The 13,837-nt window shown below is 34.7% G+C and carries 17 protein-coding genes, 1 pseudogene and 1 riboswitch; of the genes and pseudogenes, 15 read left to right on the forward strand and 3 right to left on the reverse strand.

Annotated features, from left to right (window positions below; genetic code table 11):
* Positions 1-89: 89 nt before the first annotated feature.
* The 3 genes from MHH42_RS06620 to MHH42_RS06630 all read left to right on the forward strand — a co-directional run bounded on the left by MHH42_RS06620 (position 90) and on the right by MHH42_RS06630 (position 2,675).
* Positions 90-1,784 (forward strand): M3 family oligoendopeptidase, encoded by a 1,695-nt coding sequence (locus MHH42_RS06620; RefSeq protein ID WP_000008590.1) that lies wholly within the window; start codon positions 90-92, stop codon positions 1,782-1,784.
* Between the two features lie 139 nt (positions 1,785-1,923).
* On the forward strand, positions 1,924-2,457 hold the full coding sequence (locus tag MHH42_RS06625) for a DinB family protein (RefSeq protein ID WP_000941966.1): 534 nt from the start codon (positions 1,924-1,926) through the stop codon (positions 2,455-2,457).
* A gap of 101 nt (positions 2,458-2,558) precedes the next feature.
* Positions 2,559-2,675 (forward strand): DUF6254 family protein, encoded by a 117-nt coding sequence (locus tag MHH42_RS06630; protein ID WP_000038354.1) that lies wholly within the window; start codon positions 2,559-2,561, stop codon positions 2,673-2,675.
* Positions 2,676-2,686: 11 nt separating this feature from the next.
* Here the strand turns inward: MHH42_RS06630 and kinB are convergent, their stop codons facing one another.
* Positions 2,687-3,895 carry a sporulation sensor histidine kinase KinB gene (gene kinB, locus MHH42_RS06635; protein WP_002038243.1) on the reverse strand — a complete coding sequence of 403 codons (1,209 nt, stop codon included), beginning with the start codon at positions 3,893-3,895 and terminating at the stop codon, positions 2,687-2,689.
* Positions 3,896-4,102: 207 nt separating this feature from the next.
* Positions 4,103-4,146: riboswitch (PreQ1 riboswitch) on the forward strand.
* A 93-nt stretch (positions 4,147-4,239) separates the two neighbouring features.
* Between kinB and queC the strand changes: the two genes are divergently transcribed.
* The 4 genes from queC to queF are packed head-to-tail and all read left to right on the forward strand — an operon-like array spanning position 4,240 to position 6,618.
* Positions 4,240-4,902 carry a 7-cyano-7-deazaguanine synthase QueC gene (gene queC / locus MHH42_RS06640; RefSeq protein ID WP_000711602.1) on the forward strand — a complete coding sequence of 221 codons (663 nt, stop codon included), beginning with the start codon at positions 4,240-4,242 and terminating at the stop codon, positions 4,900-4,902.
* Positions 4,902-5,393, forward strand: coding sequence for a 6-carboxytetrahydropterin synthase QueD (gene queD / locus MHH42_RS06645; protein ID WP_000368413.1), 492 nt, complete (start codon positions 4,902-4,904; stop codon positions 5,391-5,393). Before queC ends, queD begins: the two co-directional genes overlap by 1 nt.
* On the forward strand, positions 5,386-6,102 hold the full coding sequence (gene queE / locus MHH42_RS06650) for a 7-carboxy-7-deazaguanine synthase QueE (protein WP_000036310.1): 717 nt from the start codon (positions 5,386-5,388) through the stop codon (positions 6,100-6,102). Before queD ends, queE begins: the two co-directional genes overlap by 8 nt.
* A gap of 18 nt (positions 6,103-6,120) precedes the next feature.
* Positions 6,121-6,618: a preQ(1) synthase gene (queF, locus tag MHH42_RS06655; RefSeq protein ID WP_000918895.1), complete on the forward strand. Its 498-nt coding sequence runs from the start codon at positions 6,121-6,123 to the stop codon at positions 6,616-6,618.
* A gap of 48 nt (positions 6,619-6,666) precedes the next feature.
* Here the strand turns inward: queF and MHH42_RS06660 are convergent, their stop codons facing one another.
* Complete coding sequence (locus MHH42_RS06660) at positions 6,667-6,852, reverse strand: YkvS family protein (protein WP_001165081.1); 186 nt, start codon at positions 6,850-6,852, stop codon at positions 6,667-6,669.
* A 240-nt stretch (positions 6,853-7,092) separates the two neighbouring features.
* On the opposite strand from MHH42_RS06660, the gene MHH42_RS06665 reads away from it, so the two are divergent.
* Both MHH42_RS06665 and MHH42_RS06670 read left to right on the forward strand, forming a co-directional pair.
* Entirely contained in the window at positions 7,093-7,239 is a 147-nt protein-coding gene (locus MHH42_RS06665) for a hypothetical protein (protein ID WP_000461689.1), read from the forward strand.
* 91 nt (positions 7,240-7,330) lie between these two features.
* Positions 7,331-7,933 carry a histidine phosphatase family protein gene (locus MHH42_RS06670; protein ID WP_000264991.1) on the forward strand — a complete coding sequence of 201 codons (603 nt, stop codon included), beginning with the start codon at positions 7,331-7,333 and terminating at the stop codon, positions 7,931-7,933.
* 36 nt (positions 7,934-7,969) lie between these two features.
* Here MHH42_RS06670 and MHH42_RS06675 read toward each other — a convergent pair whose 3' ends face one another.
* Positions 7,970-8,548, reverse strand: coding sequence for a GNAT family N-acetyltransferase (locus MHH42_RS06675; RefSeq protein WP_000619577.1), 579 nt, complete (start codon positions 8,546-8,548; stop codon positions 7,970-7,972).
* A 245-nt stretch (positions 8,549-8,793) separates the two neighbouring features.
* Between MHH42_RS06675 and MHH42_RS06680 the strand changes: the two genes are divergently transcribed.
* From MHH42_RS06680 to nrdF, 6 genes and pseudogenes are all read left to right on the forward strand, one after another.
* The gene (locus tag MHH42_RS06680) at positions 8,794-8,988 is read left to right on the forward strand and encodes a hypothetical protein (protein WP_000344285.1); all 195 of its coding nucleotides are present in this window, start codon (positions 8,794-8,796) and stop codon (positions 8,986-8,988) included.
* A gap of 25 nt (positions 8,989-9,013) precedes the next feature.
* Entirely contained in the window at positions 9,014-9,331 is a 318-nt protein-coding gene (locus MHH42_RS06685; protein ID WP_000502193.1) for a hypothetical protein, read from the forward strand.
* 476 nt (positions 9,332-9,807) lie between these two features.
* Positions 9,808-10,167, forward strand: a complete 360-nt coding sequence (gene nrdI / locus MHH42_RS06690) for a class Ib ribonucleoside-diphosphate reductase assembly flavoprotein NrdI (protein ID WP_000959449.1) — start codon at positions 9,808-9,810, stop codon at positions 10,165-10,167.
* Positions 10,154-11,281 (forward strand): annotated as a pseudogene (locus MHH42_RS06695) (ribonucleotide reductase N-terminal alpha domain-containing protein); the annotation flags it as partial. The gene nrdI and the pseudogene MHH42_RS06695, both read left to right, overlap by 14 nt.
* Before the next feature lie 382 nt (positions 11,282-11,663).
* Positions 11,664-12,614 carry a ribonucleotide reductase gene (locus MHH42_RS06700; RefSeq protein WP_340894706.1) on the forward strand — a complete coding sequence of 317 codons (951 nt, stop codon included), beginning with the start codon at positions 11,664-11,666 and terminating at the stop codon, positions 12,612-12,614.
* Positions 12,615-12,708: 94 nt separating this feature from the next.
* Entirely contained in the window at positions 12,709-13,677 is a 969-nt protein-coding gene (gene nrdF, locus MHH42_RS06705; protein WP_001203017.1) for a class 1b ribonucleoside-diphosphate reductase subunit beta, read from the forward strand.
* Positions 13,678-13,837: the final 160 nt, after the last annotated feature.

A 13,837-nucleotide genomic window follows, 5' to 3' on the forward strand; every position in this document is an offset into this window, starting at 1 on the left:
CTGCCGAATTTTGTTGAAAACTAAGAGGGGATTTGGGAAGAAGTATTGAATTATAGTAAAGGTATACATAATGGAGAGGAGGCTCGTTCATGTCATTTAAAGACTATGAATATAAACGGCCAAATATTGAAGAATTAAAAGAGAAATTTACTGTTGCTTTAGAGAAATTTGATAACACAAAAACTGTAGAAGAACAAAAACAAGTTATCAATTCAATTAATGAAATTCGCAATGATTTTGGTACAATGGGGAATCTTTGTTACATTCGTCATTCTGTTGATACGACAGATGCTTTTTATAAGGAGGAGCAAGATTTCTTTGATGAATACTCTCCAGTTGTACAAGGATATGGAACAAAATATTATAAGGCGTTAATTAGTTCTCCATTTCGTGAAGAATTAGAAGCCTATTACGGAAAGCAATTATTCGCTCTAGCAGAATGTGATTTAAAAACATATTCAGATGAAATCGTGAAAGATTTACAATTAGAGAATAAATTGTCTTCACAATATACACAGTTGTTAGCATCTGCAAAAATTGACTTTGCAGGAGAAGAAAGAACATTATCGCAACTGATTCCATTTATGCAAGGAAAAGAAAGAAGTGAACGTAAATCAGCAAGTGAAGCATACTACGGATTTTTAGCTGGAAATGAGGAAGAACTAGATCGTATTTATGATGAGCTTGTTAAAGTAAGAACGAAAATTGCGAAATCTTTAGGTTTCAAAAACTTTGTTGAACTAGGATATGCAAGAATGTATCGTACAGATTACAATGCGGAGATGGTTGCGAATTATCGTCAGCAAGTACTTGATTATATCGTTCCAGTTACAACGGAATTAAGAAAGAGACAAAAAGCACGTATCGGTGTAGAAAAGCTAGCATATTACGATGAAAACTTTGAATTTGCTACAGGTAATCCAACTCCAAAAGGAGATGCAGATTGGATTATTAATCATGGGAAAACGATGTATAAAGAGTTATCAGCTGAAACAGATGAATTTTTCAATTTCATGTTAGATAATGATTTATTAGACTTAGTTGCGAAAAAAGGAAAAGCTGGTGGCGGATATTGTACATATATCGAAAATTATAAAGCGCCATTTATTTTCTCAAACTTCAATGGAACATCTGGTGACATTGATGTATTAACACATGAAGCTGGTCATGCTTTCCAAGTATATGAAAGTCGTAAATTTGAAATTCCAGAATATAATTGGCCAACATATGAAGCGTGTGAGATTCATTCTATGAGTATGGAATTCTTTACATGGCCATGGATGAAACTATTCTTTGAAGAAGATGCAGATAAATATTATTTCTCACACTTAAGTTCAGCACTTCTGTTTTTACCATATGGTGTATCTGTCGACGAATACCAACATTATGTATATGAAAATCCAGAAGCATCACCAGCAGAGCGTAAGACAGCATGGCGTAACATAGAGAAGAAATATTTACCGCATCGTGATTATGAAGATAATGATTATTTAGAGCGCGGTGGCTTCTGGCAACGTCAGGGACATATTTATAGCTCGCCGTTCTACTATATTGACTACACGTTAGCTCAAATTTGTGCACTGCAATTTTGGAAGCGCGCAAGAGATAATAGACAAGAGGCATGGGAAGATTATGTGAACCTTTGCCAACAAGGTGGAAGTAAATCATTCTTGGAATTAGTAGAAGTGGCAAATTTAACATCACCATTTGCTGAAGGTTGTGTGAAAAGTGTCATTACAGAAATTGAAGCATGGCTACATGCGATTGACGACACAAAATTGTAAAAAACATGCGCTTTTTTTCACATGTTTAACATCGACATAATGGGGAAATGATGAGATAATAAAAGAAAATTCAGAATACTAAAGAGGTGTTTCTAAGAAGGAACACCTCTTTTCACCAACAAAAAAGGGGGAAAGAAGTATGCTTCAATCTAATATGGATGTGAGTTTAGAAAGTTTGGTGAACTCATTGCAGTCTACCCGAAGCACGCTATTATCAGAAATTGAAATGTTAAATGATACAGAAGTGAATGTAAAGCCACGCCGTGATAAATGGAGTATTATTCAAATTTTACATCACTTACATTTAGTTGAACAATCTGTCACATCTGCCCTTGTATATGCTCTACACAAAAATGAAAGAAACGCGACTCCATTTAAAGACCTCCAACTTACGCTTGATCGCACACATAAAAGAGAAGCTCCTCAGCAAATGCAACCAACAGAAACTTTAATGAAAAAACAGCAAGGAATTCAATTGCTAGAACATTCACGACAAGAACTATTACATGCGCTTCATAGTATCATAGATGAAAAAGAATTAGTTGCAAATGGATTAAAGCATCCTGTTTTTAATGATTTGAATTTGTATCAGTGGGCTCAATTTCTTGATTTGCATGAGCAAAGACATCTTACACAGTTAAAAGAGGCGAAATACGCAATTTTGCAGCGATAAAGTGGAAGAAGTGGGAAACCACTTCTTTTTTTGATACATGCATAGTTTTCTTTCTTACTTTGGAATACTACATGGAGAAAGAAAAGAAGGAGTTGAAAAGTATGTCCAAGAAAAAGAGAGAAGAAGAGCGTGCTTGGAAAGCACGTAAAGAGAATCAAAAACCACATGGAAAAGTGAAAGCTTTTGCTGAATTAGTTGAAGGAACAGAAAAAACGTGATGATTATTTCATCACGTTTTTTGTATGAGTGGAAAGGTTAATAAGAAGGTTGTACCGATTCCTTTTTCACTTATAATATCAATTTTTCCATTCATAGCTTGAACAACACTGAATACAACCATCATTCCAAGACCAGTCCCTTTTTCTTTCGTTGAATAGAAAGGAGAACCGAGGCGCTTCACTTGTTCTTGATCCATACCAACTCCTGTATCTTTTATATATAGCTGGATATGCTTATGATCAGGAACTAATGTGAAATAAAGATCGCCGCCTTTTGGCATAGCTTCAATGCAGTTTTTTAAAATATTTAATAAGCATTGGTTTAGTTTTTGCTTCTCTCCAGCGATAAAGAAAGAAGTACTTTGCTTTATGTAATGAGTACGGACATTTGTTAAATTGGCAAGTGGTGTAATTAAAGATAGTGCATGCAGTAATTCTTCCTCGAGTTGTAGTGTTTGTTCTTTTTCAATACTCGGTTTTGCAAAGGTTAAATAGTCTGTGAGAACATGATTTGCTTGCTCGATACCATTAATGGCAATATCGATATATAATTTCCGTTCTTGCTCGGTACATGTATCAGACTGCAATAGTTGTAAAAATCCTTTCGTTGAAGTTAAAGGATTGCGAATTTCGTGCGAGATGGAAGCTGCCATTTCACCAATTAAATGAAATTTCTCAGCGTTCATAAGCTCATTTTGGAGACGAACCTGAGTTTGTAATATGTGTAGTAAATATAAAATAAGGATCGTACCAAGCATCGTACATAACTCATACACAATAATATGGGGTATATAATCTACCTTATTTGTAACTTCTGAAAGGAAGAAGGGTATCCAGCTAAATCCATATGTGAGACTGTAAATAATAGCAAGTGCTATTTTTATACGATTAGAAGTTCGATTGAAAAATTTGTACGTTAATAGTAGAACAATAAATAGAACAATAGAAGCGATAAGGGATGGGAAAACACCTATTCCTCCTAATAAGAAGCGATATATGTTTAATACAGCTAAAATAGAACCACCAGCAATAGGTCCTCCTGTCAATGTACCGACAATTAATACGATATGACGCATATCAAATTGAAAACCATTATTTGTTTTTGCTGCAAAAGTGATACATAGTATTGTAGCGAGGCAACACAGTACAATAAATATAGCTGAATTTAATTTAGGAGACCGTTTCCCTTTTTGATTCCAAAATAAGTGATAAATAAGCATTGTAACGAGAATGGATAAAATATTTAAAAAGAGGTAAATAATAAAGTGTTTCAGTGGGATGCCTCCTCTCTCCGAATAGTAAATTAATCATACTATAAAATGAAAGAAATGGAATATAAAATAGCGGAAAAATCAGAAATTTTTTCTGGTAGTATACAATATGTTACAATATGTTTTGTCAATGAAAGAAGAAATTCCATGCACCGCATGGGAGAGGTTCGCGAACTCCCTCTATAAAAAACTATGGAAACAACAATATCCTTAGGTATTGTTTTGTTTTTTTATTGTGACAGTTCAAGAACGTTCTTTCTTCTTATTCGTAGTAGAGAAGGAGAATGAGTGAAATGAAAAAAGAAAAAGCAGTTGTTGTTTTTAGTGGTGGACAAGATAGTACAACATGTTTATTTTGGGCAATAGAGCAGTTTGCAGAAGTAGAAGCTGTAACATTTAATTACAATCAACGTCATAAATTAGAAATTGATTGTGCAGTGGAAATTGCGAAAGAGCTAGGAATTAAACATACGGTACTAGATATGAGTCTATTAAATCAACTTGCTCCAAATGCGTTAACGAGAACGGATATGGAGATTACACATGAAGAAGGTGAATTGCCATCGACATTTGTAGATGGACGAAATTTACTATTCTTATCATTTGCTGCTGTATTAGCAAAACAAGTTGAGGCACGTCATATTGTAACGGGTGTATGTGAAACTGATTTTAGTGGTTATCCAGATTGCCGTGACGTGTTTGTGAAATCGTTAAACGTTACATTAAATTTATCTATGGATTATCCATTTGTCATTCATACACCACTTATGTGGATTGATAAAGCAGACACGTGGAAATTATCTGATGAACTTGGCGCATTCGAGTTTGTTAGAGAAAAAACATTAACATGTTATAACGGAATCATTGGTGATGGTTGCGGTGAATGTCCAGCATGTCAACTTCGTAAAGCAGGATTAGATACGTACTTACAAGAACGCGAAGGAGCGAACAACTAATGGATAATTTCTTTGGATTTCGCATCGTAGAAAATTTGCAAAAAATGGACAAGGATATTCAACGTAAACAACTCAAATATCATAATAAAAGAGTAATGGTCAGCAAGGAATTTACATTTGATGCAGCACACCATTTACACTGTTATGAAGGAAAATGTAAAAACTTACATGGTCACACATATAAAGTTGTATTTGGGATTAGTGGATATGTAAATGAAATAGGCCTTGCAATTGACTTTGGAGATATAAAAGAAATTTGGAAAAACGAAATTGAAATATATTTAGATCATCGTTATTTAAACGAAACATTACCAGCGATGAATACGACTGCTGAGAATATGGTCGTTTGGATTTATGAAAAGATGGCAGAAGCATTAACGAAAGATAATCGTGTGAACGAATATAAAGGAGCTCGTGTTGAATTTGTTCGTCTATTTGAGACGCCAACTAGTTATGCGGAAGTAAGACGGGAGTGGATGCTCGATGAGTAAAATCCCTGTCTTAGAAATATTCGGTCCGACTATTCAAGGAGAAGGCATGGTTGTCGGGCAAAAGACTATGTTTATTCGAACTGCTGGCTGTGACTATAGCTGTTCTTGGTGTGATTCTGCTTTTACATGGGATGGATCGGCAAAAGATCAAATTAGACAAATGCCAGCGGAAGACATTTGGAATGAGCTTGTTGAAATTGGAGGAGAAAATTTCTCTCATGTTACGATTTCGGGTGGGAATCCTGTTTTATTGAAAAATATTGAGTCGCTTCTTTCTATATTAAAAGAGAATGGGATGCGAACGGCGATAGAAACACAAGGGAGTAAATGGCAAGATTGGTTACTTCAAATTGATGAGATAACCATTTCGCCAAAACCACCAAGTTCGGGAATGAAAACAGATTATCAAAAGTTAGATGCTGTAATTCAGAAACTAGCAGGAAAAGATATTAGTTTAAAAGTAGTAGTATTCGATGATCGCGACTTTGAATATGCAGTTAAGATGCACGAACGTTATCCATCTGTACCATTTTTCTTACAAGTAGGGAACGATGATACGAAAACAGTGGATGATGCAATGCTTATTAAAAAATTATTAGATAAGTATGAGTGGCTTATTGAAAAAGCTGTTAATTGTAAAAAAATGAATGATGCGAAAGTATTGCCGCAGCTTCATGCGTTAGTATGGGGAAATAAACGAGGCGTATAAAGAGAAGGGATGTTTAAAATGGCAGGAAGATTAGATGAAGATTTAAAAGATGTAACATTATTAGGAAATCAAAATACAAAATATTTATTTGAATATAGCCCAGAAATTTTAGAGGTATTTGATAATAACCATCCAAACCGTGATTACTTTGTAAAATTCAATTGTCCTGAATTTACAAGCTTATGTCCGAAAACAGGACAACCAGACTTTGCAACAATTTATATTAGCTACATTCCTGAACAAAGAATGGTAGAGAGTAAATCTTTAAAGTTATATTTATTTAGCTTCCGCAATCACGGTGACTTCCACGAAGATTGTATGAATGTAATTATGAATGATTTAATTAAATTAATGGATCCGCGTTACATTGAAGTATGGGGCAAATTCACACCACGTGGTGGTATTTCAATTGATCCATATTGCAACTACGGTCGACCAGGAACGAAGTATGAACAAATGGCAGATTACCGTATGATGAACCACGATCTATATCCGGAAACGATTGATAATCGTTAATAGAAAGAAAAGTCCTGTATACTATACAGGACTTTTCTTTCTATTATATTATGCATTTTGATTAATGACAGTATAGTTTTTATGACTTACAACTGTAAGAGGTTCCATATCTAGTTCTCTAAAATTCTCCATAATTGTTATATCAACAATAACAGAGTTTTGATTTACCTTTTGAACACGGCCTTGCATTCCACCTTTAAATTCGATGATATCTCCAGTTTCTGCGATCTGCATAAGCAACTCTCCTTGTTACAGTTTTTCCAAAAAAGAATAATTTGGGATTTTTTATTTTCCTTTATTTTGAACTATGTTTCCTGTTTTGTAAATGTTTTCAAAGGAAAAAGTCGAAAAATATTCATATTTTGTAAGATAATATCCATATTTCATATGATGCTGGAGAAAAAGTGTTTATATCTTTATAATGAAAATGGATGTTGGTCTGTTTAATAAGGGGGAAATAGGAACGGTAAAATAATGTTTGAAATTATGGGGAGCTTTATAGCTTTGTTCTTATATTTATTTTCTTATACACAGTTGAAGAAAATTCGTCAACATGAAACGAATACATATTTTGATGGAATAGATGCTTCAGTTACTCATAGTAGTGGCGGAGATATGTAACAATATGTAACTTTTATTTTCAGCATGTTATGATGAATGTAAGAAATAGTACATAATATAGTTCGTAAGTGATGAATGGAGAGTGAAAAGAATGTGGATATCTTTTATTCGTCATGGTCGCTTGAATAGTACTATAGAACCGATGACAATTACTTCATTTCATGAATGGCTGAAGAGATATGATGTAGATAGTATGAGTAGGGAATGTAACATACCGATTGAAACAATTGAGGCAGTAGAATCGGCAAATTTAATTGTATCGAGTGATCAAAGACGTGCTGTACAGTCAGCAGCGGAATTAATGAATTCTTTGTCCTTTGTGCAAAATTCTCTTTTTAGAGAAGTAGAAGTACCGTCGAGTTTTTTTGCACCAGAATGGTTTAAATGTAAGCCGGGGACTTGGTTTTTTATTGGACGTGCTTTATGGATGGTTGGGTATCATAAAGATGTTGAGTCGTATAAGGAAGCAAGGGGAAGGGCAAAAGAAGCTGCTAACATGTTACATCACTATGCAATGGTGCACGGGAAAATCGCGATAGTAGGACATAGCTATTTTAATACGATGATTGGTGCGGAACTGAGGGCGATGGGATGGTCTGGACCTCCTATTTTTCATCGGAAGCCGTGGGGATATACAAAGTATACGTTCCATGAGGCGATGAATGGAAGTGTATTAAATACAAAATTAACTTAAAAGCACACGATTTTATATAAAATCGTGTGCTTTTTTTTAAGATATAGAAACCAATGTACGTAATGGTTTTATTAGATGAGCATAAGGTTCGCCAACGAGCATTACGGTTTTATCTTTGTTGTAACCTAGTTTTTCATACAGTGAAAAAGCACGCTTGTTTTCTAAATTAACAAGTAAGGCGATTTTTTCATAACCTGTTTCAGCTGCATGAAGTTCAGCTGCATCGATTAACTTAGAGCCAATGCCACGTCCGCCGTACATATTTGAAACTGACAACGTGTCAATATAATACTCATCAAGTTCAGCTTCTTTTTCTAACGTAATGGATTCATCTTCATGTAGTTCTCTTAAGTGGCGTATGATTGGTGCATCAAGTTGTTGAGCGTCACTACCGTGATAAGCGACAATAACCCCAACTACCTTTCCATCTTGTTCCGCCACTAAACAGTTTTCATAGCTCAATCGATTATTTTCTTTTACGAACCATTTTTCAAGTCCTAGTAATACATTTGCTTCAACTGTGCTACCAGTGATTTTTTCAGCAATTTCATGCAGAGCATTATACAATAAAGGAGATATTGCCTTTGCATCTGTCTTTGTTGCTTTCCGAATCATAGTATCCCTCCTAGTTCTATTTGTATATTGTAACATAGTGGTATGGAACTTTGTATGATTGAATGCCAAAATGTTTGATATAGAGAAGTAGCTATGTTAGTATATGATATTTAGTGGACATATAATAAAGCAATACTGCTTGTAAAATAATGAAAATGAAATGAAGGCATAGCAACAGGAAAAATTTACAGTTGTTGACCTATAAAAGATACGATAAAATAAAATATTGCATAGAGGTGAAATACATGGATGAACAATTAGCAAATACAATTTTGGATCAGCTGAAAAATGGTGAGATAAAGGAGTATGTTGCAACGAAAGATGTATTTTATACGTTTAGGAAAGTTGTAGTAAGTCGAGAAGATTTTAAACATATTATTGGGAATGCACAACGCGGCGGACAGGTAATTTATACATATTCAAAAACGCCACGTTCATAAATAGAAGATAAAGGGGAGGAGAATTATGGGCGATTTTAAACAAGGCATTTTACCGCATTGGGATTATATGTGGAAAGATAGAGCCGGAAATAGATGTATGGGAATGGTTATGTATCCAGAGAAACGAAAATGTTCAACAAAAATGCTTCAGAAAATAAAAAGGGCGTATGAGCAAGCGGCAGAAATTAAAGTAACTGTACAAGTTCAACAGACATATGAGTACGTAGAAGGAATGATCGTATACTTTGATGAAGAAGCTCCTGTATGTACAATGCTTGATAAAGATGAGAATCCGCATCACATATTTGTAAAAGATATTTTGCGTATTGAGCACTCTGAATAAACTTTTCATACATAAATTGAAACGCCATAATAATAATCTTTTTCTATAATAGTTATCTTTTAGTATGTAACGAGCAACGAAAGTATATGTATAATATTTAATAAAGTAAAATTGATAAATGTAATCGTTTGTTAGAACAGATTATCGTTTCATGTCTGTTCTTTTTTGCGTGATGCTGGAGAAATATATTCCTCCAGCATTTGCCGTTTTATGACAAAATATATTGTTAACTTTTTTTAAAATGAGGTTAAATTCGTTGACAACTTTTTTGAAAAGCACTTTATTGACATGAGTTTTAGAATGTTGTTTCATAGTCATTGTATTGAAAAAAATCGGCGGTCTTGTCGAAAAGTAAAAGTTAAAAAAAGAAAGAATTTATACATATATCTTGTGTCTTATTTTGAAACGTAATACAATATATAGAGAAATTAAGAAATGACATACAAAGAGTATAGATTGGAGAGGGAGGGTCGGAAATGTTAGTTGCATATGATTCTATGACAGGAAACGTGAAGCGTTTCATTCACAAATTAAATATGCCGGCCGTTCAAATTGGTGAAGATCTAGTAATAGATGAAGACTTTATTCTTATTACGTATACAACAGGTTTTGGCAATGTACCAGAACGTGTTTTAGAATTTTTAGAGCGCAATAATGACAAATTAAAAGGCGTATCTGCAAGCGGCAATCGTAACTGGGGAGACATGTTCGGTGCAAGTGCTGACAAAATTTCTGCTAAATATGAAGTGCCTATTGTATCAAAATTTGAGTTATCAGGAACAAATAACGATGTAGAATATTTTAAGGAAAGGGTGCGGGAGATTGCGACACATTGAACTGAATAATGAAATCACGCAAATGCAGGACGGTTTTTATCAGCTTCATAAAGATAAAGAGGCATTAGAAGTCTTTATGGAAGAAGCTAGAGAGAATACCGTTCCTTTTAATAGCGTGGCAGAGCGAATGGAGTATATGAAAGAACATGATTACTATTACAATGTTCTGGACGAGTATAGCTTGGAGGAAGTAGAAGGAGTATATAACATCGCTTATGGTGAAAACTTCGAATTCCAATCTTATATGGCAGCATCTAAGTTCTACAAAGATTATGCGTTAAAAACGAATGATCAAAAACAATACTTAGAAAGCTATGAAGATCGTGTAGCAATTGTGTCATTATACTTAGGACGCGGTGATGTTGCGAAGGCAAAACAATTCGCAAGCATGATTGTAAAACAAAACTACCAACCAGCGACACCAACCTTTTTAAATGCGGGAAGAAGCAGAAGAGGAGAAATGGTGTCTTGTTTCTTGTTAGAGATGGACGATAGCTTAAATTCAATCGGCTTTAACATTAATACTGCAATGCAATTATCAAAAATTGGCGGGGGAGTAGCTTTAAACTTATCTAAGCTACGTGCGCGTGGTGAGCAAATTAAAGGGATTGATAACGCTGCAAGTGGTGTAGTACCTGTTATGAAATTGCTTGAAGATTCGTTTTCATATGCGAATCAACTTGGCCAACGAAAAGGTGCTGGTGCAGTATACTTAAACATCTTCCATTGGGATATTATCGAATTCCTTGATACAAAGAAAATAAATGCCGACGAGAAGAGCCGTATTCAGTCTCTATCAATCGGAATTATCGTTCCAAGTAAGTTCTTTGAGCTTGCTGAGAAAAACGAACCTTTCCATGTTTTCGCGCCTTATACGGTGTTTAAAGAATATGGCAAGCATTTAGATGATATTGATATTGATGAAATGTACGATGAATTAATGAGCAATCCGAAAGTGAAGAAGAAGCCGCTAGATATTAGTGCACGTGATATGCTTATTAAAATCGCAATGATTCAGCTTGAGTCTGGTTACCCATACTTAATGTTTAAATCAAATGCAAATAACCAGCATCCACTGAAGGATATTGGAACTGTGAAGATGTCGAACTTGTGTTAAATATGTAGCACCTTCTAGTAGAAATGCTAGTCGAAAACTCCGTTAAACGGGGAAAGCCTCAAGTTTGAGGTAACCTACCGTGCTAAATCTTATCTTAGAATGAGCATAGAAAAGTTCAGAATGTATCTTATTATTTTGTATAGCAGAGTGATCAGACAACATAAAGTAATAAGAGACTTTCTGAAAGATTAAGATAAGTAAAAGCCTAACGACTATCCCTTATGGGAGTAGAACGCAAGCGATTGGCGTTCGAAAAGCGGAGCACCTAATCAGGTAATGCTGTAGGTGATGATATAGTCTGTCCTGTATGGTGACATACAGCAGTTGCATGAGCAACGGACTGAGGAGTAGCGAACTCGGTTGAACATTCGAGACAGAAATCTTCCAGCTACAAGAAACTTCTGAAATAAATGATTACGGTACAGATGACATTATCCGCCGCGATATTAACTGTAACTTAGGATCACTAAATATCGTAAATGTAATGGAAAATAAAGAAATTCGTGAAGCAGTTCATGCAGGAATGGAAGCTTTAACAGCTGTTTCTGATATGACAATCATTCCGAATGCACCAACTGTGAAAAAAGCAAATGATGAGCTTCATTCAGTTGGACTTGGAGCAATGAACTTACATGGATATTTAGCAAAAAATAAAATTGGTTATGAAAGTGCAGAAGCGAAAGAGTTCGCTCGTACATTCTTTATGATGTTAAATTACTACTCTATTGAGAAAAGTATGGAAATCGCTAAAGAAAAAGGCGAAACATTTAAAGACTTCGATAAGTCTGATTATGCGAACGGCACATACTTTGAGAAGTATGAAACGACAGATTACAGCCCAGTAACTGAAAAAGTTCAGCAACTATTTGAAGGAATTCATATTCCAACAAAAGAAGATTGGACAAGTTTAAAAGAGCAAGTGCAGAAGAAGGGATTATATAATTCATACCGTCTTGCTATCGCTCCAACACAATCTATCAGTTACGTTCAAAATGCAACTTCAAGCGTAATGCCGATCGTAAGTCAAATCGAATCAAGAACGTATGCGAATGCGACAACATATTATCCAATGCCGTATTTATCAAAAGATACGTTCTGGTACTATAAATCTTCTTACGATATGAATCAGTTTAAATTAATTGATTTAATTGCAGAAATTCAAGAGCATATTGACCAAGGAATTAGTACAATTCTTTACGTTAATAGTGATATTTCAACACGTGAGTTAGCACGTTACTACATCTATGCACATAAAAAAGGCTTAAAGAGTCTGTATTATACGAGAACACGTAAATTAAGCGTGGAAGAGTGCGTAGCTTGTACCGTTTAATATAAAAAAGTGAGACATTATGAGCAGGGTTTTCTGAACCCTGCTCATGCTTAGTTATCAATTTTTCATGTTTATTTAGAGAAGGGGCGATTGAATGCGTGCGGTAAACTGGAACAAAAAGGAAGACGATTTTAGTTTAATGTTTTGGAAGCAAAACATCGCTCAGTTTTGGACAGAAGAAGAAATCGCGGTGTCTTCTGACAAAAATACTTGGGCACAATTATCAAAAGAAGAGCAAGTTGCTTATAAGCGTGTATTAGGTGGTTTAACACTTTTAGATACGAAACAAGGTGGCGAAGGGATGCCACTTGTACTTGTTCATCTTGAAAATTTACAAGCAAAAAGTGTATTAGCTTTCATGGGAGCTATGGAAGAAGTACATGCGAAGAGTTACAGTCATATTTTCACAACGTTAGCTACTGAAGAAGAAATTGATGATATTTTTGAATGGGTAGACAATCATCCATTACTTGAGAAAAAGGCTGGTATTATTACTCGTTACTATCGTCGTTTATTAAAGCCTCAAGTAACGAAAAAAGAGTTATACATGGCAATGGTAGCAAGTGTGTTCTTAGAAAGTTACTTATTCTATAGTGGATTCTTCTATCCACTTTACTTAGCAGGTCAAGGTAAATTGACGGCAAGTGGTGAAATTATTAACCTAATCATTCGTGATGAGTCCATTCACGGCGTATTCGTCGGTATTTTAGCACAACAACTTTTCGCAGAGCTTTCTGCAGAAGATCAACAAGAAGTGCAAAAAGAAACGCAAGAGTTATTAATGGAACTATATGAAATTGAAATGGCATACACAGAAGAAATTTACACTTCTATCGGTCTTGTAGACGATGTAAATCGTTTCGTTCGCTACAATGCGAATAAAGGACTTATGAATTTAGGACTTGAGCCGAAGTTTGAAGAAGAAGAAATTAACCCAATCGTTTTAAATGGTCTACGTACAGATACGAAAAACCATGATTTCTTCTCTGTAAAAGGAAATGGTTACGTAAAAGCAACGAACGTTGAAAAGTTATCTGACGATGACTTCGCATTCAATTTTTAATATCGTGTCATAGAAAAAAGCTGTCTTTATAGAAAAGACAGCTTTTTTCTATGGATAGTTTACATAATGTTATTATTTCATGGAAATATTCCTATCTCATAAAAGCCCAATTTGTAAGGGAGTGAAAATAAAAAACACGAATTAAAGTTTTATTTTTTAT

Origin of the sequence: Bacillus sp. FSL L8-0099 (assembly GCF_038006385.1) — a bacterium.
In the GTDB taxonomy this organism is placed as follows: Bacteria; Bacillota; Bacilli; order Bacillales; family Bacillaceae_G; genus Bacillus_A; species Bacillus_A toyonensis.